This is a genomic window from Pontibacter diazotrophicus (assembly GCF_003367245.1).
GTDB lineage: Bacteria > Bacteroidota > Bacteroidia > Cytophagales > Hymenobacteraceae > Pontibacter > Pontibacter diazotrophicus.
In genome coordinates this window covers 1-22031 of sequence record NZ_QRGR01000021.1, presented here as the reverse complement: position 1 = coordinate 22031, position 22031 = coordinate 1, and the positions used below count along the sequence as shown (strand labels likewise).

Below are 22031 nucleotides of genomic sequence, written 5' to 3'. Positions count from 1 at the left end.
CTTTAACGGTGGGGCTGCATCTCTAGGAAGGGTAGGGGTGGTTGGAACCGGGAGAGCAGAACTAGCAGTTTGGTTTGAAAAAAGATGTCCGGAACAGCAGTCATAAAGCGTCCTTACTACCAGTTCGGCTTTGAGCCGTCCGGGGTTCTGGTGGACTTTTTAGGCAGCTGCTGAATATACTGTAACTCCGCATTCCGCATCGCATCAAGCAGCAAGCGCGCCTTTTCGGGGCTCATGTTCATTTGCTGTAGCCGCGCACGCCGCATCTGTGCCCTTTGGTCATCTGCTGAAACACCTTCGGGGCTGCTATTCCGGGGCAACTGCTCCCTATCATCCTGCCCATTCGGGTTCAGCCCCTCTGTATCGCCGAGTGCACTGCCGCTCTTTTGCTCTCTTTCCCTGTCTCCTGACTGTTTATCCTGCCTGTTACTCGGGCTACCATCTCCGGTGTTTTGAGACTGCTGCTGGCCTGTATTATCAGGCTGTGGTTGTTCGGTCTCTTCTTCTGCATCTCCGTTGGCATCTGGGTTCTGCTTTGGCTGCGGCTCAAGAGCCTCTTCTGCAGGCGGAGGAGAGGCAAGGCTGTCCGGGTTGGTGTTGCTTTTTCCGGGTGCTGGCAGGTTATCTTCCGGGGTTTCCTCTGGTGTTTCAGGGTGCAGCGCGAGGTACTTTTTTAGCAGCTCATAATTGTAGCGGGCGGCATCGTTCAAAGGCTCTGCTATCAGCGCATTCTTATATAGCGCAAGCGCCTGGCGGTACTTTTTCTGTTGTGTGGCGATGTTGCCAAGCTGCAGGTGCGCTACGGCTTTCAGGTGCAGGGACGGGTGGTCTGCCAGCAGGCGGTATTCTGCTGCTGCCTGTGGCAGCAGGTTTGCCTTGTAGTAAGCGTGGGCTAGGTTCAGTTGTAACTGGTCGTCCTTCACCTCCAGGTCGTGGAGCAGGTACTCGTAAGCAGCGATGGCTTCTACATAGTCCTGTTGAGCATAGGCCGTGGCGGCAGTTTTGGCATACTCATTCAGGCGGGAGATGGTGTTAAACCCACCGCTCAGCAAGGAAACCAGGAAGAAGACGAACATCACCGGCTTCATATGCGAATCAGTTTGATGGTGATAAGGACATCCAGCACTATCAGCGCCAGCGCCAGCGCCAGCGGGTAAATATACTTGTTGGCCGTCACATCAATGGTTTTACTTTCCCGAAGCTCCCCTTCAATGTTGTTGATGGCGCTGATAAGCCTGCTTACTTCACTTACCCGGTCGCTTACCTCGTAATACTGCCCACCTGTTAAGTCTGCCAGTTGCACAAGGGGTTCAGGGTTCAGGAAGGTGGTCACAGTGCGGTTCTCACTGTCCTGCAGGTAACCCCGGCCAACCGGAATGCGGCTGCCGTCTGTGGTGCCGATGCCCAGTGTGTATACCCGGATGTTCTGCTCGCGCAGTTGCGCTGCCAGTTGCTCTACTTCTCCACCGAAATCCTCCCCGTCACTGATCAGCACCAGTACCCGTGCTTTTTGCTCTTCTGCCTCAGGATTTTTGTCCTGCTTCAGCTTTTCCAGGGTTAGCTGCAACAAGGGTGCATAGTCGGTACCGGAGTGGGGCAGGAGGCTGGTGCGGAGCGTTTGGGTGTAGAGCTGCAGTGCCTTCTGGTCGTAGGTGAGCGGGCTCTGCACAAAGGCCTCATCCGAAAAAACCATCAGGCCGATACGATCGGAGTTAAAGCGGGTAATCAGGCGCTGCGTTTCATGCTTGGCTTTCTCCAGCCGCGAGGGCTGCACATCGGTGGCGTTCATCGACTGCGAAAGGTCAACGGCAATATACAGGTCTTTGCCAATGGTCCGTATCTCTTTCTTCATGGCTCCGAAAGAAGGGCCGAGTATGGCGATGATAATGAGCAACACATACAGGTGGCGCAGCACAAACTTAAACCAGACAATGTGCGGCCGCTGCCGAAAGAAAAGCGCCACCCGGCGTACGCGCAGCAAATAGCCGATGTAGAGCCCTAAGAAGAGGACGCCGAATAGTATCTCGAGCAGGGTGATGGTTTGGTACCAGGTCATCTCTAAAAAAGCGGCAGTTTAACCGTATGCCCCACCTTTTAGTGAGGCTGCCATTACAAATATACTCAATAAGCCTCCACGGCAGGGCCGCAGAAGCTTAATTTTTTGAGGTCAGGCGCCATATCAGAACGTACAGATTCCTGTTTTATGCTCTGGGTGTGGAGGAATCAAAATATTTTCAAAAAAAGATGTCCACAGCAAGCGGAAAGGAATCAATCAGTTAGCCTGGGATGTTGGGATAAATTGCGGGGTGTTAACTTAAATTTTCAGAGCGGCTATTGCAGAGTAAAAGGTAATGTAGTATGTTTGCATTCTCATTAGCAGAATGAGCCCGGAGAGGTGGGTGAGTGGCTGAAACCAGCAGTTTGCTAAACTGCCGTACTCGTAAGGGTACCGGGGGTTCGAATCCCCCCCTCTCCGCAAGTGATGAATAAAAAAAGTTGAAAAAGTTTTTGACACTTTAAAAACTTCACTTACATTTGCACCACAATTAGTTGAAACGGCGACACAAACGCTGCTAAAATTAAAAGTGAAAACAGTTCGGGGTGTAGCGTAGCCCGGTATCGCGCCACATTTGGGATGTGGAGGTCGTAGGTTCGAATCCTGCCACCCCGACTAAAAAATTTCGGAAGCAATTCCGAAATTTTTCGTTTAAGGGAAAGGGGAAACCCTTTCAGGAACGATGGTCTCGTAGCTCAGCTGGATAGAGCAACTGCCTTCTAAGCAGTAGGTCTTTGGTTCGAATCCAAACGGGATCACAGGAAGTAAACAAAAAACCCTCTTTACAGTATGTATAGAGGGTTTTTTTATGCCGTGTGCAGTAATTACTGCACACGATGTCTTCTATAAGGTATTTTACTGCACACGCGCTGCACAGTCAAATTCTTCAAATTTTTATAAAAAAATATAGTACATTGATGGGTATTTCATTGTTTTAGGAGCAGGTATAAGGTGCCATAAACTTCACCAATTCCTTCTGCATCGACTACAACTAACCTATATTAAGCATTCACTCTGTAGCTTTTTATTCGGTTGTAATTTCTGAATGTAGTGGCTAATTTGAGGCAATGAAGACAACAGCAGAAAAACTCGAATTTTATCACGGTAAGCTGGATGAAGAGGCTCAAAGACAATTGGATGAAGAAATAAGGGAGTTACAGAGAGACCATTTTGGGGAACTTGGCTTCGAAGAGCGGGGAAGGGGCTGGCTATGGATAAATAGGGAGCATAATCTAATGATAGAGGGCTGGGGCGACTTTTCAGGCACTTTCTTCTCAGTTATCAAACCTTTCTACCTCTACAACCGGAGCAACCGTACAGGGCCTTTTGATGGAAAAGAGTTAGCATCCGGAAGTAAAATGGAGATTGTTGCTGCTGTGAAGAAAATTCTCGTTGTGGGATAAGTTAAGAGTAGCTATTGAAATAGGCCTTTTGCTATTCTAACTACGAATCAGAGGGTTAGGGATTGGCTCCCTTCGCGACCACTTGAAAATAAAGCACTTATGTAGATAAATCTGGTAAGTGCTTTTTTGTTTGCATACATTACCTCCAATAAACCGATAATTGCTCATATCTATTAGCACTGAAAGAAAATAATACTATGTCAGATTCAAAAATTGAGTTACCTCTTGAAAGTAGAAAGGAGTTTATAAAATTTTTGTATTCCTCTTTGGAGCAAGATAAGATACAGCTCCTTGCCTTAGAAAAAAAACTAATATTTGACCCTGATCATTCTCACAAGTATTATAATTATATAAGTTATTACTATAGGTGTGTATATGACTACATTAACAAAAAGGAATCTATAAGAAGAACAGAGGAAAAGCTCAAGGAATACAAAGACTTTAGTAAATCTGTCTTCATCAAGAAAAGTGATCCCACAGCAAGAGCAGAAAGATTAAGGGAGTACCGCAAGCAAGGTAAGAAATACATCTTTGTAAATTATGAGAGAAGATCAAATCCTGACTACAAGCCTTTTACTTATAAATTTCTCAATCACAAGCTCAAAGATCAAATTTATATTTACCTCAACTCAAGATATCGTCTCTACAGTTATCCCGACTTCAATTCTTTTAACAACGACCTATACTCTTCAAAAAAAGTCGCATATGCAAAAGAATTAAATAAGGTAAAAGAGATTGAACTTGAAGAATTTTTACAACCAGATTCCTTCAGTGGATTAGGGTATCATGGTTACAACGAATCCATGTTGGAAAATAAAAAAACAGCAAAAGAAATTTTAATAGTAGCACTTCAATCTCTTCATAGGCTTAAACGCCTTCCTGCAAAATTCATCATCATAACAGGTTAGCGGTTTCGATAAAGAACTCTCTAAGAAGCTGTGTCTTCCTTAGCTTTCAATTTCTTTATCCGGTCTCTGACTAATAAGATTTCAGACTTTTCTTCATGAATCTTCTTTATCACAAATTCCAGAACTTGATTGACAACCTCGGCTTTTTCCATGCATTCTTCATCAGACATAGTATGTAATCCCTCTGAAGTGTGCTTGTAAAGCAACTGGAATGGATTATCACCTAAGGCTTTCAACGAGTGAGGCAGATATTTAAAAATATTATCATAAAGAAGGTAAATTTTGCCTGTTTGTTCATAATCAGCTATTAGAGCTTTGATATTATCGGAGTCCGAAGAAGGTAGTTTTGAGAGGTCATGGTGCTTTATTGTACATACTCAGCTTTATCCAGTACTTCATCCCCGTCGGTGTCCCATAAGTTAAAGGAACCGGAGATGTATTCCCGCTCTTCTATCAGCCCGTCACCGTCTGTGTCCCAGGTGCCGTACAGGCCCGTTCTGGGAAAGACTGCGTCAAACTCCACCCGCTCTATGAAACCGTCCCCGTCGGTGTCCCATGGTTGCCAGTCTCTTGCGTCTATATTATAGGTGTAGTTCGATGTCACTGTGGTCCACTCGCCTGTTGAGACTCTTCCGTCTTTGTTCAGGTCCCAGATTTGATAGAAACCTGAGGTGAACTCCTCCTCACTCAGGAACCCGTCACCGTCCACATCCCAGGCCTTATAGTAAGATGTCATTAGCGTCGTGTCAATCTCCTCCTCAATCAGGGTGTCAGTTACAGCCACATCATCGGTCTCCACATCATCCTCCGCTACCTCTGTTTCGCCATAGGTGCATGCTGTGATGGCGGCCAAAAGGAAAAAGCAGAGTCCGTTTCTTATCGCTTTCAGGCTTCTTCTCTCTTTCATGGTTTGAATTTCCTTTAGATATATCGGGTAGTTAAAGTGGGTTGGCGCTCGCTGAATTCTACGGGGCCTGCCTGACTTCGTTCTGTGGAAGCCTTTCGTGTTTCAGCAGCCTGCCTGTCGACAAGATAACGAGGTTTTCTCAGGCCCGTACAGACTATATATTCGGCTCCGGCCGCTGCCCTGACCTTTCGGTACTATAAAGATGAAGTTCCCAGATCCTGCTGAATATATCCCTTCTGTTCCGCACAAATGGGTAAAGCACGTCGCCCAGGTGGGGCTGACTGCAAAAGGCATTGTTTACTGCCTGCTCGGCATATTGGCACTGGTGACGGCTCTTGAGCTGGGCAGAGACACACGGGAGATAAGCAGAAAGGAAGTCTTCCTTTTTATTGAGGAGCTGTTCCTGGGAAGAGCCCTCTTGCTAATCGTCGCCGTCGGCCTGGCGTGCTACTGTGTCTGGAGGCTGCTGCAGGCTCTTACAGACACGGAGGGAAAAGGGGCCGACATCAAAGGACTTATCTACAGGGCACGTTACGGAGCCAGCGGCGCCTTCTACGGGATCCTGACGTTTGTGGCGGCCAAGCTGGCGGTGAGCAGCGGCAGTGACAGCGAAGGCATCAGGCAGTCGTTCATCGCAGAGGTACTGCAAAAGCCCTTAGGCCAGTGGCTTGTCCTCTTTGGTGCGGCGCTCATTGGCCTTGGCGGGGTATACTTCATTTACGAAGGTATCTCTGAGAGGTACAGGAAAAAGATAAAAGAGGCCGGGTTAGGCCACAAAGCGGAAGAGACGATGATAAAGACCGGGAAAATAGGCTACGTGTCCCGGGGCACGGTGTGGGGTATCTTCAGCTATCTGCTCCTGCGAGCCACCCTCAACGCCAAGTCAGGCGGTGCCGAAAGTGCCTTTCACTTTCTGGAAAGCGCTGCCCACGGGGCTTACCTGCTGGGGGCAGTGGCGCTCGGGCTGATCTGTTACAGCCTTTTTGTTTTCATAGAGGCCCGGTTCCGGTACAGCAGCAGATAAAAGCCATAGTCTATACCTGTTGCCCTGCCTACTTAAAGAACCTGGCCATCCCCAGCGAGAATATCATCGCCCCGTAAAAGAAGTGCTCTATCACCACAATCAGCAGGGAGTTGTACTTCCTGTAGGTGTGGCTAAAGACAAAGCTGATGAGGAAGGCGCCGATGACGGCAACCCAGTTGCCGAAGACGATGTGGGAGAAGCCAAAAAAGACGCTGTTCAAAAGGACGGACATCTTTTTGTTTGGGAAAAGGTCGCTGTAGCGGTGGTAGTACCAGGCCCTGTAGACTATCTCCTGCGGGATGACAGACCAGAAAGGGTACAGGGCCACTGCCAGTAGGTAGCGGTCGAAGTTCTCCTGCGGCAGGTAGTAGAGCAGGTCTGGGTGAAAGAAGCGCACAAACCCGTAGACCAGGGCGGAGACGAGCACGAACCTGCCGACCAGAAACTTCCAGTTGACGGGCACCAGTCTTAAGAATCGCCTGTTGTGGAAACGCTTACTCCTGAGCAGGAGGATAAGCAGGAGCAGGCCCATTCCCAGGAGAGGCACCAGGTTGTACATCCCGTGCAGCTGGTATGCGGTGAAGAGCGGTACGGCAACATAAATTAACAGCAGCTCAACAGTCTTCCATATCATGTTCCGGCTTTTCTTCATTCTCCAAAGGCAACACAGGTTATCCCGCCCTGGCCTTCATGCGGCAAGAGCGGCAACTGTAGAAGGGTACCTGCTTCAAGGGCAGCAGGTTTCATCTGCCGCTCAGGCAGGGTGGGTGCAGTTGGGCGAACTATGAATTCTTGCGCCTGCATCAGAGGCAACAATCGCATTTGTTGAAGTGCTCCAACAGGAAAGGAGTGAAGCAACACGTAACATAAAAGTGGTTATCAGCTAGATGAGATTCATTTTCGGTCTGGTAAGTACGGTGTTTCAGGTAGTATACTATCCTGTATTCGGCGTCCTTTTGCGCACGCTTCCCATCTTTCGCGGGCCCACTTCTGCAGGTCCTCCACCGCATCTAACTCATCGGCGATCTCCAGGCCCAGCAGCGTCTTGGTGATGTCCTCCATGGTCACGAGACTAGCCGTGCCGCCGAACTTATCCACCACCAGCGCGATGTGCTCCTTTCTGTCCATCAAACGGTTGAATAGCTCCGGCACCGGCACAGAAAAAAGACAAACTAAGTAAAGCGATATTCAAGTAAATGCAAGAGAAGCTATTGTTGCCTTTACAAGCTACAGTAAAATCATGTCCTAAGGTTTGTCAAGGAACAAAGCCAGGTGCTGGATGACGGTTTTCTTCTCCAGGCCTCCAGCCAACGCGCCTGTAGTGACGCCCACCGTGCTGATGAAGGCTGCCAGGCGCAACTTGTCAGAAAGCCCCACCTTAGGTTTATCCAGCGTGGGCCAGGTGCTAATCAGGTCTTCCGGGAAAACGTAGAGTTCTATGACCATCATCAGCCCGCCTACCATCAGGAAAAGCCCGAAGCAAGCCAAGAGGATGCTCAGGAAGATGACCACATTGGCTATTGCCTGATGCTCTGTGAGCACGTTTTTCTCCTTTCTGGGCAGAAACAGGGATTGGATTTTGATCAGGTAAAAAGAAGCCCCTAAAATACTGGCAACCGCAAAGAAAGCCGTGGTCCTGTTTCCCATGTTGAGCCCCACATCCCAAATCTCTGCCGTAAAGATAAGCAGCAGGCTGGGGGCCACCGCCGCTGTGGCCAGCCCCGGCAGCGACAAGGGGAGCAGGATTGCCCAATTGCGCAGCAGTGGGTTCAGAACCTCCTTCGGATGTTTGGCGGCCATGATCAGGTGAAATATGAAACCCTCCAGGCCGGTGCCGCCGTGAAGCTCCCTTTCCGGAAGATGCTTCACTTTCTTTTTAAGCAGAACGCGCTCGGAATCATTAAACCGGGGCAGAGCCTTTCTTTTCTCCCGAAAGGCGAAGGGAGCCATTTCGCCTCCTTTTCCTCCTGCCGTATGGTGAAGTCCGCTGATATGCCCCAGCAAGTGCAGCAAGAGGGCTGCGGCATTCACCCGTACTGCCGCATCGTCCAGGGTTCGTACCGGTTTCCCCCTGGAGGTTGTGGTCAGCCGCTGGGTGGAGATAACAGCAGTATAGGTAACAGGGGAGGCCAGCCCTGCTTCTATCCGGTCCTTACGGGAGATCAGGGTTACATCGGTCACCACCAAGACAATGTCGTAAGGGCCCTCTGCCATCCGCATGGTGGCCGCGTCCAGGAAATCAGAGGGTTCCCTTGTTTTGTCAGTTGTCAGGGCTACCGGCTCCACCAGGTGGAATAACCATGGTATTTCCGTGGCAAAACTCATTTCCGGCTGCACATCAAGCATCAGCTGCTTCAGAAAAGGCTGCATGACCTCCGGCGTGACTGCAGGGCTGTAGGCAAGCAGAACCCCCACATGCATTTCTGCAGGTGGCGTTTTCCCTTGTGCATCCCTAAGCTCATTCAGAAAGCGCTTAGAGGAGGTAAGCCCTCTGACGAAGGTAGTCGTCGTGGCAACCCGGCTCAACTGCAACACCCTGATGGCCCTGAGCAGGCGGAATGCCCTGAAAGCAGGAATGAAAAGAGCCAGTATTGTCAGCCAGTTTTTTTTCATGTAGCTGACTTTGTCGGCGGAGAGCACCAGTTTTGTCGTAAGCTCCAGCACAAAAAGAAGCCATATCAGAATCACCAGCTTTTCCTGAAAGGGGGACAGGCCTTTTGCCAGTTCCACGATAAAAAGGTACAGCCATACGATAGAGAGCAAGAACATGGGCCCCTCCAGCCAGGCCTCGAGCTTGTAGAGTATGCGGAATCTTTTTTTCTGAATTTTCTCTGAGGTCATGCTGTCTGAGACTGGGTGAATGAAACACAGCGCCCGCTGCAGGCTTTAGCTCACAGCACAAAGGCTTTCCGGTATTCCTGCTATACCTGAAGTCAGGAGACTTTGTTGGAATGCAGCAAATGAAGGCTCACCACCCGAGATTTACACGATGTGGCGCCCTGCTAAACCAATAGTATCTATCTTGATTTACCTTTACGCTGAACGGAGTGCGCTACTACTGTGCCCTTACCGGCTTTGCTACGCCACTCAGGCATTTACCTTAATCCAGTAGTTCTCGTGCGCACAAACCAAGTCGTTCTTAGGAAGTGGCGCTCATCGGCAGGGCCTGATGCCATGCTTATTTCCACGGCCTTGGTTTTACTCGCAGGTGTCTGTGTGGCATCTTTACAGAGCTCCACAGCGGCGGGCATGAGTTTGGCTCCTCCTTGTCAGGTTTCGTGCTTTCGGTGTTGCCGCCGGTCACCTTTTCCCTTATGCGCATGAGAGACAGGGGTATCCCGCTGATCGTTAGCCGCATGAACAAAGGACAGTTGTATTTCTTATGAAATAAAAGCCTGTCCCTTGTGTCAGATTACTCTTCCGTCTTCAACACCCTTCTGTTGTTAAGGGGCTGCACAGGCCGTGCGTTATTGGCATACAAGGCAGAGAACTTAGCTATCTGCTCCTCTGATGCCTGTAGTGGTTCCCTGAAGACTATCCAGTCCACACCCACTGTACAGGGAGGCGTGGTCAGGGAGCCAATGTAGGTATAGTGGGTCTGGGTTGGCGGGATGTAGTCAGACAGCGTTAACTGCACTTCTGTCTGCACTTCCTCTTCCTTTTGAGCCGGTATCTGTGTGAACACTTTCTCCAGGAAAGGATTGACAGTAGTTCCTTCTTCTATGAAAACGGCCAGCACAACCAGGTTGCTTGTTCCCTCCTCCTGGTGCACCAGGTGCATCTCCAGCGGGTACTGCTCCCCGTCGATGGTGTGCTCGGAAGGATAATGGTAGTGGAACTGCTTGAACTGGTACCGCTTACCCTCTACTGTGATAAAGCTGGTCTCCGTGCCGTACACCTGCACCGTGTGCCCGTTGTCTACAATCTTCATGGGGAAGGGCTCGTACTCGTACCGGATGTCTGCGAGCTCCGCCTCAATCGCCTCCTGTGTATTGATGTTAACAGGGGACTGGACATTGGCCCTACACTCGACGCCTGAGATTTCCTCCCAGTTGGTATTTTCATAATCCCACTCTGCTGCCCCCGCTGTTTCAGATTCTGCTTCCACTGCAACCGGCTTATCCGCCACCGTTTCTGTCTCGGTTTCACCTCCGCAGGCAGACAGGCTTGTGATTAGCATCAAAAAGAGGCACAGCCTGTTTCTGATTGTTTTGTAGAGGGACGGAGTATCCGCTTTGCTTCTCTTCATATATTTGTTTTTGACTATAGGAGTTGTACTTTTTTAGGAGTTAAAATGTTTTGGAGCAGGCAAAGGAGTGGTTACTGCAGAAGCCATATCCCGGCCATAGGTTGCCAGATGCGTTACTGTGAAATCAGGACTAAATGACCTGCATACAACAGCAGGAGGATAGCGCCTTCCTGGTGTTGTTTCTGTTTATACAGAGATTTCTGTTTCTATAAATATTTCTGTAGATTAGCTCTTGGAACATGAGACTCTCTTTTAAAAACAGCAATCCTACTCCACCTTGAGTTCAAGGGGCCTTCTGCCTGTGTAGGGCTGACTCCTATCTTCTGTACATAGCCCATCCAATTACTCATTGCTTCCTGTGCAGCACCCTCGATGGAGCAGCACAGAAGCTTATTCTGTTAAAGCCACTGTGTCGCATGCGATACAGTAGTGTGGCTGTTTTTTGTAAGGCGCATTCTTTTACTGCCTCGCTTTGCCGGCAGTAAAGGAGTTGCAGCTATATCCGTCTACAATGGAGTTTAAGAATCCTAACAGGCTGCTTAAGCTCAGATTCCTGAGCAAGCACAGAAAGGCAATCAAAGAAGAATACCTGAAGCATGCACCACAGACAGGGTATGTTTTTATCAGGGCAGACAGTTATTTCCATGCTGTTGAGAAGCCCAGGTTTATAAAGAGGAGCTTTAATGAAAATCAATTCATCGTTCTCCAAGAGCAAGAGGCAGGGAGAGAAGATACAGCTGCCGATGAGGATAAGTGGGTATATTATGAGGTGCATTGGGATTCAGACAAAACATCTCACCATCTGAAAGAAGCCTACTAACCGCTGTTCTCAGGATGTGGCGGTTAGCCGGCTCAGGTTGAAAGTGCACCAGACCAAGTGCCTGGCAGTTGCACAAGGCCCCCTGCGCTGTTGCTGCCTATAACCCTTAAGGTTTACGTAACATCTTTGGGTATGAGAATGGAAAGCACAAATCATCGCCGCCTCCAGATAATGGAGCTGTTTTACAATTACCTCTATGAAGGTGCCGATGCCGAGACCCTGGTAAGCGAGCTAAAGAAAATAGAGGCCCTTGCTCAACAGAGAGCCGGTGGGTTTATTGGTAAGGGCATTTGGTTCCGCTTCTTCAAAGGCGACACGCTGGCCACCATAGGTGACATTGAAAAGGATTTAGCCAACCCCTTCCATCCAAGATACGCCCAGCTCCAGGAGGGCATGAAACGTGCGGTTCTAAAAGACGAGCTGCAGGTCTACTGTGCTTAAGTGCAGCCTTCCACTCCTTGGCTTGTGTTTTGAAGGAAAATGGCTTCGCAGCTTTCTAAAGAAGTTCCCAGTAATCAGCGGACTTAGAAACGACAGGTCAACAGCTCATAACCTATTCAACTATTACAATCAGCAGATACAGCCTGCCACCGGTGGCGAATTGAACGTACTGGAAGAGCCGGAATATGCTGGCCTCCGGAAGCTGCTGAACAGGCTCCACTGACAGACGCAGCTGTGAGGCACTGTCCCGTCCTGAAATTGGCAGCCACTATGCTGATCATCTGCCTCTATCAACATCTTTTAGACAGGTCAGGTAAAATGATGTCCCGGAAAACGTGGAATTTTTGAGCTGGAAGTCTGAGGTTAGCTTGCTTGGTCAAGTCCACCCCTGTTTCGTCGGCCTGCATGCTAACCGCAACAAGACGCAACGCAGTGTTCGCTGCCTCTACACATGTGGCGAAGGAGAAGTATCTTATCAATGGCCGTGCATGTTCTCAGAAGTTGAAGACGGTTCCTTTTTCTTGAGTTCGTCTACAACGCAGTCGACAGCCGCTGAAAACGTAGGGCAGACATTCTTGTCGGGAATCAACTGCGGGATTATCCCTCCCTTCCGCAGCATGTGCTCCGGCTGTTTTAGAAGGCCCGTCAGAAAAACTTTTATTCCCCTTTCTTCCATGGTCAGTAGTGTTTCCTGCAGGGAGTATAACCCCGTCTGGTCAATAAAAGGAACTTCCTCCATACGGTAAATGGCATGGCTTACGTCAACAACCCCTTCCGACATCTTTTGTAATCCGGACGCAAAACCAAAAAACAAAGGCCCCTCAATATGCTTGACCAAAACATTTCCTTCCAACTCAGCTGGCAGATCCCTGCCCTGCCAATGCTGCCCATCCTCATAGGTAGACAGTGGTTCTATCCGGGTACGGTGTCCAATAGCATCACTCATTTTTTTCATAAAGAAGAGTGCCGCCATCACCATTCCTACACCTACTGCCGTGAGCAGATCGAGAAAAACAGTTACCAGCAACACCACAATCATAATGGCTGCATCGCCACGTGGAATTACTCTGATGTGCCTGATTCCACGAAAATCGAGGATACCAATACCTACTGTTATCAGCAAGCCTGCCAGCACTGCCTTTGGGATCAAAGCTGCATAAGAGCCTATAGCCAGAAGAATAACTGCAAGCGTGACAGAATGGATAATGCCAGACCATCTTGATGTTCCCCCTGACCTGACATTGATGAGCGTGCGCATGGTTGCGCCTGCACCAGGCAGCCCGCCAAAAATTCCGGCAACTGAATTGCCTATGCCCTGCCCGATTAGCTCTCTGTTGCTGTCGTGGCGCGTTTTGGTTACGTTGTCTGCCACTACTGAAGTAAGAAGGGAATCGATGGCACCAAGTGCAGCAAGTGTAATGGCCACGCGTATGATTTGCCCGTATAGCGCCGAGTCAATTGTAAAAAGGCTGGCGACCTGCATCTCGGGAAGCCCGGTAGGAATGGAACCGATCACTTCTACATCTTTTTGAAGCACAACGGACAAAATTGTCACGCCAATGAGTGCCACAAGCGTACCAGGGACGGTTTTCGAAATACGGGGAAACAGGTAAACAATCACTACCGTCAGGGCTGCATATAGCAGCGCCCATACATTGATGTTTGAAAATGCAGGCCCGATCTGTCGTACCACATCAATTGTTGTTGGTGGTGATGGCTGGCCTATAGCAGGAAAAAGCTGAAGAAGGATGATGATCACGCCAATGCCACTCATGAAGCCCGATATAACCGGGTAGGGAATAAAGCGGATCAGTGCGCCAAGCCGTACAACGCCCATGAGCGCCTGAAAAATACCGGTAAGCAGGAAAGTGGCGACAATAGCCCCAGCTACCGCTTCGATGCTTCCGCCCATTTGAACAAACCCTGCAACGGCGGCTGTTGCTACAACAGTCATCGGCCCGGTAGGGCCGCTGACCTGTGTATAGGTTCCACCAAGAATTGCCGATATAAACCCCAGGATAATGGCGCCGTAAAGACCTGCAGCGGCGCCCAAACCTGACTGCAGTCCAAACGCAAGTGCAAGCGGTAGTGCAACAATACCGGCTGTAAGTCCCCCGAAAACATCGCCCTTTGTAAATGCAAATCCTTTCATTGTTTCGTTGTATGCTGTTAGCGGGAAAGCCCTGCTCCCCAGTGCGCAGTAAAAAAGAGTGCTCCCGGCATCTCCCAGGAATACACAATGTTCAGGGCTTGCTGCTGTGGCGGAATTCATCATACCTCCAGCCCCGAACCATTGTTGATCAATATTACTTTTGTCTATACTAAAACTAGAGCCGATTGTTATTCGTCACGCTTGAACAACTGTTGATAGTGATTTGTAGCAAATGGCGTGTTCGTTGCACCGCCCTAGCAGCAAGGCTCACATGCCTGCAAAGACACACTGCCTGAACCTACCAAACGAATACACTCTTTAATTCCAAAAGCTGTAAAATAGCTATCGTAAAGTAGCTTTCCGTTTGAAGCACAATCCCAGAAAACGTGGGAATTTTAAGATGAAATTAAGCGTAGCATCCCGAAGTGTGCTATGATTTCATTTACAGTTTTAAGCACTTTTATTCGTTTCTATTTGCATATAAATATTCTGCTGCGGCATCCCCCATTTTTATATGATTGTGACCTACATTGGGAATGATTTTCAAATCCCAATTAAAGTTAAACTCCTTTTCTTCAGCAATAGCTTTTGTTTGGTTATAAAAATATAGAGCTCTTTCAAACCGATGCAATCCTTGTTTATCAGCAGTGACGGAACGTAACAGAGTTCCTCCCGTTTCATTTGCATTGTCAAGTTCACCAATAAAAAGAATAAGTTTCTTACTCAGAGAAGACTTCAAATCCTGCTGATTTAAGGGCGTATTTTTTATTCCAAAGGGAAGGTCAGTATTAAAATCTGGTAAAGTATAAAATCCAGAATTTGAGGCTAAAATTCTATCCGCTTTTGAGTCAGGCTGGAATAATGCAAAACGGTGTAAAATTTGACCACCGGCTGAATGCCCAAATATATCGTACTTGGTTTGTTCAGAATTAATGGCTTTTACCGTTAAGTCAAAAATCCTGTCAAAATCTTCAAAAATCCATTGTTTTCGATTTTCATTCACTTTATAAGTTAATTTGGTTTCATCTAGTTTTACAATATTGGTCCCTTCAATTCTATCAATGCTGTTTTTTAAGTTCAGATCATACATTAAGCCGCATAGGTGATAGTCTTCAAATGCGTAATCCTCCTCGGCATACATAGGTGAAAGGATCAATACTCCGTATTCCTCAGATTCTTTTATCCAGGCATCTCTGTAGCTATTCCCATTTCTGCCTGCTCCAGGTATTACAAGTAAAACTTTAGAATCTGATTTGAAATTTTTAGGCCTATGATAATAGACTTTTATGCTGTTGCCTTTTTTCCCGTTTCCACCCTCTATAAGAAATACGCCTGAACCTTCTTGAATATCTATTTTGTTAACTTTTAGTTCTTTCTCTTTCTGTAAATCACTTTGTTTGATCAGAGCCATATTACAATGCGGACAAATACCTGCTTCTGAAAATGCTATTCCATCACAGGGTAAATCACAGGGTGTACATACGTATCCACCTTCTTTACTTTTACAGGAAATCAGGGTCAGGACTACAAGAATTAACATTATATTTTTCACAGGATTATTTTTTAATTGTACTACTATATAGGAGGAGTACGACTCCTCCTATCTGCACTATGTACCGAAGTCATCTGCTCTATTCCTTTGGCAAAACTTGTTGTTTTAGTGGCTATTACACTTGTTTTCTTCCACATATCTTTCTTATTCAATAAAAGAAACTTTGCGATAATACCCGCTTCCCACACAATGTTTTAGGCAACGGTGACCCAAAAGTTCTAAAGGGGGAATATGATTTCTGCTAAAGGCTCCTGCTGCACACTATGCCAAGTGTTAGCTCTCTGCATCGGGGTCGAAACAATATGCCTTGCAGGGGGCACAGTACCTGTGTGCTCAGTGCACTAGCTTTAGCATATAGGCTGTGGTTGCGGAAGCAGGCTAATGCTGCAGATTGCTGCTCAATTTTATTATCAGAAAACGTGGGAATAATAAGATCGTGGAACCTCCAGCGGTACCTGCCCCTACAGCCTCTAATCAATCTCAGTTTGCCGTCTCACAAATCAAAAATAGATTTTGAAATACGAGACGAGTTAAAGGGAAAGAAACAGAGGGAAGCAAAATGCCTTCAAGGGTGGTGGTGCTCTCCAGGTCCTGCTATAGCGTGATAACTTTTGAAAGCGTATCTACCGCCAGGCTTAGGTGCGCGAGCTGATGGGGCCAGAGGACTATGCTGCATATAAGGCCATAACATAAGGCGTTGATAATCCATCTTCTGATTAGGCTAATTAGGGTAATGAGATTAATTAACCTCATGATTTCCTTTCCCCTTTTGTATTTAAACTATGATTTTACCCAGACTAGAGTGTAGCAGATAATAGAGTTTCAGCTCCAGGGGCGGCGCTTGCTTTGCTCAGGGAGGGAAAGCCACTGTTCCGGTAGCGGAAGAATGGAGCGCAGCGAAATGAGGAGGCTGGCGGAACGGTGGCCAGCGACCGGGAAGCTCTCCGGCGAATGAGCAGCATTTGGCGGAGAGCTTCCCGGTGGGGGCAAAGCTTGTCGGGGAGGCGTTCCTTAGCGGGTGGGGACTGACCAGCAGCTGCAACTGGCCCGCTCCATCGCTATGCTTGCTATTCAAGGTAGTCCTTGGCTTCTCATCAGAAAGTGACTCTTAGATCATCTGCCTTCCATTCCAGAAGATTACTCGTTGCTTACAGAAGGGAAGAAAGAAGGGTAGGAGTAGCAGAGGTGCCGGACCTGGTGATGAAAGACGAATCCTATAGAAATCAACCTGCGCTCTTGTAATGTGAAGCCAATCCCGAAGCTTCCCCGTACTTCATTAGCACAGATGCAACTCTAAGAACATTTAACCCTCTAACTTGCAGCTCTCGCAGTAAATGCCACTGCAAATGGCAACGGCAGGGAACCTTGTTTAACCTGAAGATGATGCTTAAAAACACCTTCAGATATATCCTGCTTGTTTTTCTTTTCCTCTCGGGCTGTCAGGAAACTGACGTAGCACCGCAGCAGACGCTCATGCTGGAAGAGGAGCAAAGCTTGCTGGGCAACCCCAGCGGAGCCACCGCAGACGAAAGCAACTTCAACAACTACCTGATGACAAAGCCCCAGTTCGCGCTCTCTTACAGCCGGGACCGGGGCACGCCCAACTGGGTGAGCTGGCACGTGAGCCGGGACTGGCTCGGCATTATCCTGGTGAACAGCAATCCGCAGGACATCGCTTCTCTCATTCTCTTCGGGAAGGCTACTTACCGTAAAATGATTCAGAACCTTATCTGGGCCACAGGCTATAACATTATAGCCCTGCCGCTTGCTGCCGGGGTGCTCTACCAGCAGGGAATCAAGATATCGCCCGCCGTTGGAGCCGCCCTGATGAGCCTAAGCACCGTGATAGTGGCCATCAATGCGCAACTGCTCAGAAGGCAGCTGAAATAAGGTAACTGTTGGGCACGTGCTTTCGAATGATACATTATTAATTGTAAACCTTGAAAAAACCAGAAACTATGAAAGGAACGATGTTAACAGTGCTTCTGGCCGTAGCCGTCTGGCTCACAGGCTGCCAGCCCTCTGCGGGTGTACAGGAGGTGCCGGAAGATGAGTCGCAACGCAGGGAGCTGTACTCCACCATCCTGAATAATGATACATACCGTACAGAAATGATGGCCATGATGCGTGATGCCCCTGCGGGTGGCATGATGGGGAACAGGAGGCATATGGATGGAATGATGAGCTCTGACGGCGTGATGATGAACCAGAGCCCGGAGGCAATGGAAGAGATGATGCAGCAGATGATGGCCCGATGCGAAACAGACACGGCTGCCTGTAACATGATGTCGCGGATGATGGTGCGCCACAGCGGCATGATGCAAAACATGATGCAGCGTATGCAGGAGAACGGAATGGTGGACCAGGCATGCATGCAGCAGATGATGCAACATATGAATACGAACAGGAGATAATTTTTCTGCCACTCTCGGGAACTCCACAGACGAAGACGTGCAGTTATCGTATTAACCTAAGCTATGAAAACACTAAAAAATCTACTATGCTGCCTGGCTACAGCCGCTTTGTCTCTTCCGGCTACAGCACAGCACGAGGGGCACCAGCAACAGGCGCAGGATACCACTCATCAGATGGGGCACCAGGACCATTCGCAGCACATGGGCATGCAACACGGAGACATGCAGATGCCGATGTCGCATGCCTTCTCCCGTAATCTGCCCATGAACCGCAACGCCTCCGGCACAGGCTGGCTCCCGGACGAGTCGCCGATGTACGGTAACATGTACCACCGCGGTGACTGGATGTTTATGTTGCACTACAACCTGTTTCTGCGCTACAACAACCAGGATGTGTTTGAGGCCGGCAACCGGGGCGACAGCCAGTTCGATGCTCCCAATTGGCTCATGCTGATGGGGCAGCGGTTTGTTGGCGACAGGGGGCTTTTCCGCGTCAGTGGTATGATATCCCTGGACCCGCTAACGGTAGGCGGCAACGGTTACCCGCTGCTCTTCCAGACCGGCGAAACCTTCGAGGGCTCTCCCTTGATAGACCGCCAGCACCCGCACGACCTCTTCAGCGAGTTATCTGTAGGGTACACGCACATGCTTTCGGAGGAGGCTGATGTGTTTGTCTATCTGGGGTACCCTGGTGAGCCAGCCCTGAGTAACGTGGCGTTTATGCACCGCCCGTCGGCGCTGAACAACCCGGACTCACCGCTGGGCCACCACTGGCAGGATGCCACCCACATCACCTTCGGGGTGGCCACACTGGGCGTCCGTTACCGCAATTTCAAACTGGAAGGCTCCTCCTTTACAGGACGTGAGCCGGATGAGGAGCGCTATGACTTTGATAAGCCCCGCTTCGACTCCCGTGCAGTACGTTTGACGTACAACCCGGGTCCAAGCTGGAGCCTGCAGGCGTCAACTGCCTATGTGAAAAGCCCGGAGGTGGCAGAGCCGGAAGAGGATGTGTATCGCTCTACTGCCTCCGTGCTTTATGGAAAGCAGCTGGGGGGCAGCAACCGCTTTCTGACCGCAACCCTGAACTGGGGCTACAATTATGTTGATGCCCACCATAAAGAGCACTCGGTGCTGCTGGAGTCAAACCTACAGCACGACAGGTTCGCCGTTTACGGGCGTTATGAGTGGCTGCAGAAGTCGGCGGCGGAACTGGGGTTTGAGGAAGGCACGTTCGGGCACGATGCCCTCTTTGGCATACAGGCACTGACGGTTGGGGTAAACAGGCAGTTGGCGCAGCTGGGCACAGTAAACCTGCACCTGGGGGCGCAGGCAAGCGTGTTCAGGGGCAGCAGTAACCTACATCCCTATTATGGTGAGCTTCCCGTAAGTGCTCAGGTTTACTTGCGCGTATTCCCCACCATCATGGTGCCTCGCCAGTAGCGGTCCATTTCTAAGGGCAGAATTGACAGCAAAACCAAATTGACATTTGTGGGTTCTGTTGAGTTTTGGGTCTGCCAGAGCGACGCGGTTCCTTCGGAACAAAAGCTGAGCACCAGCGTTCCTTTACAGAAGCCACTTACTTGGGCTAAAGCCATTATTAACCCATAACCACTTAAGCTATGAACCACAACCACGAACACAACAACAGTCCCCACAAAGACCTGCTGCACATCCTGGCCCAGTGCGCCGATGAGTGCGACCACTGCTTTGACATGTGCCTGGAAGATAACAGAACAGACCAGCTGGTGCAGGCGCTGAGAGCGTGCAGGGACTGTGCTAAAATCTGCCGCGTAACCGCAAGCTTTGTGGCCTCCGGCTCTGACTTCGCCAAGCGCATGACCGAGCTATGCGCCGATGTTTGCAAGAAGTGCGCCGATATCTGTGAGAATCACAAAGAGGAAGAGCAGGAGACGATGCACTGCGCCAAAATCTGCCGTGCGTGTGAGGAGGCCTGCAGAAAGTACCAGGGAGTAAACGCATAACCAACTCCTGTACCAATCTGCAGCATGCTCCCTACCGGAAAAAGGTAAGCAATATAAGAGGGGCCTGTGATTATCACAGGCCCCTCTTATAGTGCAGGTGTGACACAAGTTTAGGATTGTGTTTGTTACTCGTACGCCGCTGCACAACCAGGTTGTCTCCTCCGTTAGGAATCCTCCTCTTTTTGGCTGTTGATCATGTCCACCACCAGACCGGACCAGGTAAAATCCTCCGCTCCGTGTCCTTCGCCTGTGAAAGGGTTGTAGTACTCCCTGAAGCCGCTCCGGGTGATGAGCTGTTTCACACTTAGCACGAGGTCGCTGGCCTCCTGCTTGTGCTCTTTCTTCAGCAGGAACTGCTGAAGAAACCAGTTGAACACCACCCAGGTGGGGCCGCGCCAGATGTAGAGGGATTCTTCCGGGTTGAAAGCAGGCTCGTCCACGGCCAGCGAGGGAACAGGATAGGGCACATGAAAACCGTCCTTGTGCAGCAGGTGTCTCTCCAACACGTTTCTGCACACCTCATCCGGAACGCTTTTGAGCACCACAGGGAAGAAGATGGTGCCGGTGCGCACTCTCAGTTTTTTGAACCGGTGCCCGTGGAGGTCGTAGAAAGCGGCATCCGCTTCGTCATACATGTACCGGAAGATGCTCTTTTCGGTCATTTCGGCCAGGTCCAGAAAACGCTGCCCGTCTTCATCTCCTGCCACACTACATAGTTCTGCGAGCGCCTCCAAGTTCTGCGCATAGACGGTGTTGAAGGCCGCGTCCTTGACAATAAACCTGTTGCTTTTGTAAATGGCCTGAAGGTCGTAGCCCTTCAGGAAATTGTGCGCGTCTACCTGCAGCACCTTCCAGAACAGCAGCGGCCCGGCCTGGCCCTTGTCGTACTTCAGCACCGGGTCATAACTTGCTTTCCAGTCCATGCCGGACTCGAATGGTGTGATGATGGAGAGCAGCCCCTCTCCCTCGAAGTCACGGTTTTCCGCCAGCCACCGATAATACCTCTTCAGTTTCGGCAACAGCTTTTTCACAAAACAAAGATCCTGGCTGTGCTGGTAAATCCGGAGCACGGCCTGCGCGGCAATAGGGGGCTGCACCAGCGCAGACATGTGCGGCTTGTAGAGCCGCGGCACGTCGCGAGGCCTGAGCTGCAGAAGGTCCGTGATGCGGGCTGGCCACAGGCGCTTCCAGTAGTTCATGTGGCCCACGAACCCGTCCGGGCGCTGCATCTGAAAGAGGCTGTGCACGTGCTTTTTTGCCATATCCACCTCCCCAAGGGCCGTGAGCGTGAAAATGTGGAAGCAGGTGTCCCAGAAGTACTGGAAAGGGTAAGTGCCCGGGGAGGGCTTCGTAAAATGATAGTCAAAGCCTGCGTTCCGGCCGCTGACCATGTTCTTGTAAAGCACCTCCCGTGCCTGCGCTTTTATCTCCCCGTCTGAGAGCACCTGCTTCTCATTGTGCCGCGCTTCTTTACCTGATGTACTCATCCCATCCAGCATAGCGCTGCGTCTTGGGGCCCAGTGGCAAAGCCAGTGCTGCCACTGCCAGTCCCAAGACCACGCCTGTTATACTTAAACCGATCGGGCTGTTGCCCAAAAACCACGGCGCCACCGCCACAGCCAGGCCGAGCAGGATGTTAAAGTAGCGGCAGATGCGCAGCGGCTCTCCCATGCTGATAACGGACACCACCACGATGAGCGAGCCGCTCAGGTGGAAAACATCGGCCACCGTTTCCTGTATGCCTACGCCAAAAAATCCTGGAGCAAACACCAGCGCCACACCCAACAGCGTCGCCACACTCAGCGTCCACGGAAAACTCACCCCCCATATAGAGGCGCCGTATACCTGCCCCGGCTTTTGCGGGAACTTCATCATCTCAGGCGCCTCGTCCTTTGCGTCGCTCTCAACACCGCCGCCCTTCCAGAACACTTTCCAGAAGCCTTTACCCTGGTTCATTTTCTTTTTCACGAACTGTATCATCGCAATCACCTCATCCACCTCCAGCGGAATCATGGGTATCATGATGGCCGCAGCCAAAATGCAGAGGGTGCACCAGGCGCCCACTATGACAGGCTGGCTGATGACCAGGAAGATGTGCACCAGCCCCAGCGGGATAACCA

At 49.8% G+C, this 22031-nt stretch carries 20 protein-coding genes, 3 tRNA genes and 1 pseudogene; 12 read left to right on the top strand and 12 right to left on the bottom strand.

Annotation, left to right across the window (positions count from 1 at the left end; translation table 11 throughout):
* Positions 1-116: 116 nt before the first annotated feature.
* Both DXT99_RS17995 and DXT99_RS17990 read right to left on the bottom strand, forming a co-directional pair.
* Positions 117-1088 carry an aerotolerance protein gene (locus tag DXT99_RS17995; protein ID WP_115566976.1) on the bottom strand — a complete coding sequence of 324 codons (972 nt, stop codon included), beginning with the start codon at positions 1086-1088 and terminating at the stop codon, positions 117-119.
* Positions 1085-2056: a VWA domain-containing protein gene (locus tag DXT99_RS17990; protein ID WP_115566975.1), complete on the bottom strand. Its 972-nt coding sequence runs from the start codon at positions 2054-2056 to the stop codon at positions 1085-1087. Before DXT99_RS17990 ends, DXT99_RS17995 begins: the two co-directional genes overlap by 4 nt.
* Before the next feature lie 333 nt (positions 2057-2389).
* On the opposite strand from DXT99_RS17990, the gene DXT99_RS17985 reads away from it, so the two are divergent.
* The 5 genes from DXT99_RS17985 (at position 2390) to DXT99_RS17965 (ending at position 4367) form a co-directional block, all read left to right on the top strand.
* Positions 2390-2476 (top strand) — tRNA-Ser (locus DXT99_RS17985).
* Between the two features lie 121 nt (positions 2477-2597).
* Positions 2598-2671 (top strand) — tRNA-Pro (locus DXT99_RS17980).
* Positions 2672-2740: 69 nt separating this feature from the next.
* Positions 2741-2814 (top strand) — tRNA-Arg (locus DXT99_RS17975).
* Positions 2815-3123: 309 nt separating this feature from the next.
* Positions 3124-3459, top strand: a complete 336-nt coding sequence (locus DXT99_RS17970; RefSeq protein ID WP_115566974.1) for a hypothetical protein — start codon at positions 3124-3126, stop codon at positions 3457-3459.
* Positions 3460-3656: 197 nt separating this feature from the next.
* Positions 3657-4367, top strand: a complete 711-nt coding sequence (locus DXT99_RS17965; protein ID WP_115566973.1) for a hypothetical protein — start codon at positions 3657-3659, stop codon at positions 4365-4367.
* Positions 4368-4731: 364 nt separating this feature from the next.
* On the opposite strand, the gene DXT99_RS17960 is transcribed toward DXT99_RS17965, so the two are convergent.
* On the bottom strand, positions 4732-5274 hold the full coding sequence (locus tag DXT99_RS17960; RefSeq protein ID WP_115566972.1) for an EF-hand domain-containing protein: 543 nt from the start codon (positions 5272-5274) through the stop codon (positions 4732-4734).
* A 202-nt stretch (positions 5275-5476) separates the two neighbouring features.
* Here DXT99_RS17960 and DXT99_RS17955 point away from each other — a divergent pair, with 202 nt between their 5' ends.
* Positions 5477-6298, top strand: a complete 822-nt coding sequence (locus DXT99_RS17955) for a DUF1206 domain-containing protein (protein WP_115566971.1) — start codon at positions 5477-5479, stop codon at positions 6296-6298.
* Between the two features lie 28 nt (positions 6299-6326).
* Here the strand turns inward: DXT99_RS17955 and DXT99_RS17950 are convergent, their stop codons facing one another.
* The 4 genes from DXT99_RS17950 to DXT99_RS17935 form a co-directional block, all read right to left on the bottom strand.
* Complete coding sequence (locus DXT99_RS17950) at positions 6327-6932, bottom strand: CPBP family glutamic-type intramembrane protease (RefSeq protein ID WP_181885167.1); 606 nt, start codon at positions 6930-6932, stop codon at positions 6327-6329.
* Between the two features lie 260 nt (positions 6933-7192).
* Complete coding sequence (locus DXT99_RS17945) at positions 7193-7429, bottom strand: hypothetical protein (RefSeq protein WP_181885166.1); 237 nt, start codon at positions 7427-7429, stop codon at positions 7193-7195.
* Positions 7430-7543: 114 nt separating this feature from the next.
* Entirely contained in the window at positions 7544-9139 is a 1596-nt protein-coding gene (locus DXT99_RS17940) for a hypothetical protein (protein ID WP_115566969.1), read from the bottom strand.
* 571 nt (positions 9140-9710) lie between these two features.
* Complete coding sequence (locus tag DXT99_RS17935) at positions 9711-10547, bottom strand: carbonic anhydrase (RefSeq protein ID WP_115566968.1); 837 nt, start codon at positions 10545-10547, stop codon at positions 9711-9713.
* Positions 10548-11058: 511 nt separating this feature from the next.
* Between DXT99_RS17935 and DXT99_RS17930 the strand changes: the two genes are divergently transcribed.
* Both DXT99_RS17930 and DXT99_RS17925 read left to right on the top strand, forming a co-directional pair.
* Positions 11059-11367 carry a hypothetical protein gene (locus DXT99_RS17930; RefSeq protein WP_115566967.1) on the top strand — a complete coding sequence of 103 codons (309 nt, stop codon included), beginning with the start codon at positions 11059-11061 and terminating at the stop codon, positions 11365-11367.
* Positions 11368-11505: 138 nt separating this feature from the next.
* The gene (locus tag DXT99_RS17925; protein ID WP_115566966.1) at positions 11506-11808 is read left to right on the top strand and encodes a hypothetical protein; all 303 of its coding nucleotides are present in this window, start codon (positions 11506-11508) and stop codon (positions 11806-11808) included.
* Between the two features lie 475 nt (positions 11809-12283).
* Here the strand turns inward: DXT99_RS17925 and DXT99_RS17910 are convergent, their stop codons facing one another.
* The 3 genes from DXT99_RS17910 to DXT99_RS26855 form a co-directional block, all read right to left on the bottom strand.
* A complete protein-coding gene (locus DXT99_RS17910) occupies positions 12284-13960 on the bottom strand; it encodes a SulP family inorganic anion transporter (RefSeq protein WP_115567067.1) in 1677 nt (558 codons plus the stop codon).
* Positions 13961-14420: 460 nt separating this feature from the next.
* Positions 14421-15512, bottom strand: coding sequence for a heavy metal-binding domain-containing protein (locus DXT99_RS17905; protein ID WP_220273406.1), 1092 nt, complete (start codon positions 15510-15512; stop codon positions 14421-14423).
* Between the two features lie 850 nt (positions 15513-16362).
* Positions 16363-16587, bottom strand: coding sequence for a hypothetical protein (locus DXT99_RS26855; RefSeq protein ID WP_147294249.1), 225 nt, complete (start codon positions 16585-16587; stop codon positions 16363-16365).
* Between the two features lie 563 nt (positions 16588-17150).
* On the opposite strand from DXT99_RS26855, the pseudogene DXT99_RS17900 reads away from it, so the two are divergent.
* From DXT99_RS17900 to DXT99_RS17885, 4 genes and pseudogenes are all read left to right on the top strand, one after another.
* Positions 17151-17402: pseudogene (locus DXT99_RS17900) on the top strand (heavy metal translocating P-type ATPase); the annotation flags it as partial.
* Between the two features lie 68 nt (positions 17403-17470).
* Positions 17471-17926: a hypothetical protein gene (locus DXT99_RS17895; RefSeq protein ID WP_115566962.1), complete on the top strand. Its 456-nt coding sequence runs from the start codon at positions 17471-17473 to the stop codon at positions 17924-17926.
* 63 nt (positions 17927-17989) lie between these two features.
* Entirely contained in the window at positions 17990-19369 is a 1380-nt protein-coding gene (locus DXT99_RS17890; protein ID WP_115566961.1) for a TonB-dependent receptor, read from the top strand.
* A 179-nt stretch (positions 19370-19548) separates the two neighbouring features.
* On the top strand, positions 19549-19911 hold the full coding sequence (locus DXT99_RS17885; RefSeq protein ID WP_115566960.1) for a four-helix bundle copper-binding protein: 363 nt from the start codon (positions 19549-19551) through the stop codon (positions 19909-19911).
* A gap of 164 nt (positions 19912-20075) precedes the next feature.
* On the opposite strand, the gene DXT99_RS17880 is transcribed toward DXT99_RS17885, so the two are convergent.
* Positions 20076-21398: an amylo-alpha-1,6-glucosidase gene (locus tag DXT99_RS17880; protein ID WP_115566959.1), complete on the bottom strand. Its 1323-nt coding sequence runs from the start codon at positions 21396-21398 to the stop codon at positions 20076-20078.
* On the bottom strand, positions 21382-22031 hold a 650-nt coding region (locus DXT99_RS17875), incomplete at its 5' end, for an SPW repeat domain-containing protein (RefSeq protein WP_181885165.1). The genes DXT99_RS17875 and DXT99_RS17880, both read right to left, overlap by 17 nt.

What these genes read in the sequence shown, in the direction of transcription:
- DXT99_RS17890 (WP_115566961.1), top strand. Translation starts at nt 17,990, where the DNA reads ATGAAAACACTAAAAAATCTACTATGCTGCCTGGCTACAGCCGCTTTG.
- DXT99_RS17960 (WP_115566972.1), bottom strand. Translation starts at nt 5,274, where the DNA reads ATGAAAGAGAGAAGAAGCCTGAAAGCGATAAGAAACGGACTCTGCTTT.
- DXT99_RS17990 (WP_115566975.1), bottom strand. Translation starts at nt 2,056, where the DNA reads ATGACCTGGTACCAAACCATCACCCTGCTCGAGATACTATTCGGCGTC.
- DXT99_RS17970 (WP_115566974.1), top strand. Translation starts at nt 3,124, where the DNA reads ATGAAGACAACAGCAGAAAAACTCGAATTTTATCACGGTAAGCTGGAT.
- DXT99_RS17965 (WP_115566973.1), top strand. Translation starts at nt 3,657, where the DNA reads ATGTCAGATTCAAAAATTGAGTTACCTCTTGAAAGTAGAAAGGAGTTT.
- DXT99_RS17910 (WP_115567067.1), bottom strand. Translation starts at nt 13,960, where the DNA reads ATGAAAGGATTTGCATTTACAAAGGGCGATGTTTTCGGGGGACTTACA.
- DXT99_RS17880 (WP_115566959.1), bottom strand. Translation starts at nt 21,398, where the DNA reads ATGAGTACATCAGGTAAAGAAGCGCGGCACAATGAGAAGCAGGTGCTC.
- DXT99_RS17885 (WP_115566960.1), top strand. Translation starts at nt 19,549, where the DNA reads ATGAACCACAACCACGAACACAACAACAGTCCCCACAAAGACCTGCTG.
- DXT99_RS17930 (WP_115566967.1), top strand. Translation starts at nt 11,059, where the DNA reads ATGGAGTTTAAGAATCCTAACAGGCTGCTTAAGCTCAGATTCCTGAGC.
- DXT99_RS17925 (WP_115566966.1), top strand. Translation starts at nt 11,506, where the DNA reads ATGGAAAGCACAAATCATCGCCGCCTCCAGATAATGGAGCTGTTTTAC.
- DXT99_RS17935 (WP_115566968.1), bottom strand. Translation starts at nt 10,547, where the DNA reads ATGAAGAGAAGCAAAGCGGATACTCCGTCCCTCTACAAAACAATCAGA.
- DXT99_RS17995 (WP_115566976.1), bottom strand. Translation starts at nt 1,088, where the DNA reads ATGAAGCCGGTGATGTTCGTCTTCTTCCTGGTTTCCTTGCTGAGCGGT.
- DXT99_RS17950 (WP_181885167.1), bottom strand. Translation starts at nt 6,932, where the DNA reads ATGATATGGAAGACTGTTGAGCTGCTGTTAATTTATGTTGCCGTACCG.
- DXT99_RS17940 (WP_115566969.1), bottom strand. Translation starts at nt 9,139, where the DNA reads ATGACCTCAGAGAAAATTCAGAAAAAAAGATTCCGCATACTCTACAAG.
- DXT99_RS17895 (WP_115566962.1), top strand. Translation starts at nt 17,471, where the DNA reads ATGAAAGGAACGATGTTAACAGTGCTTCTGGCCGTAGCCGTCTGGCTC.
- DXT99_RS17955 (WP_115566971.1), top strand. Translation starts at nt 5,477, where the DNA reads ATGAAGTTCCCAGATCCTGCTGAATATATCCCTTCTGTTCCGCACAAA.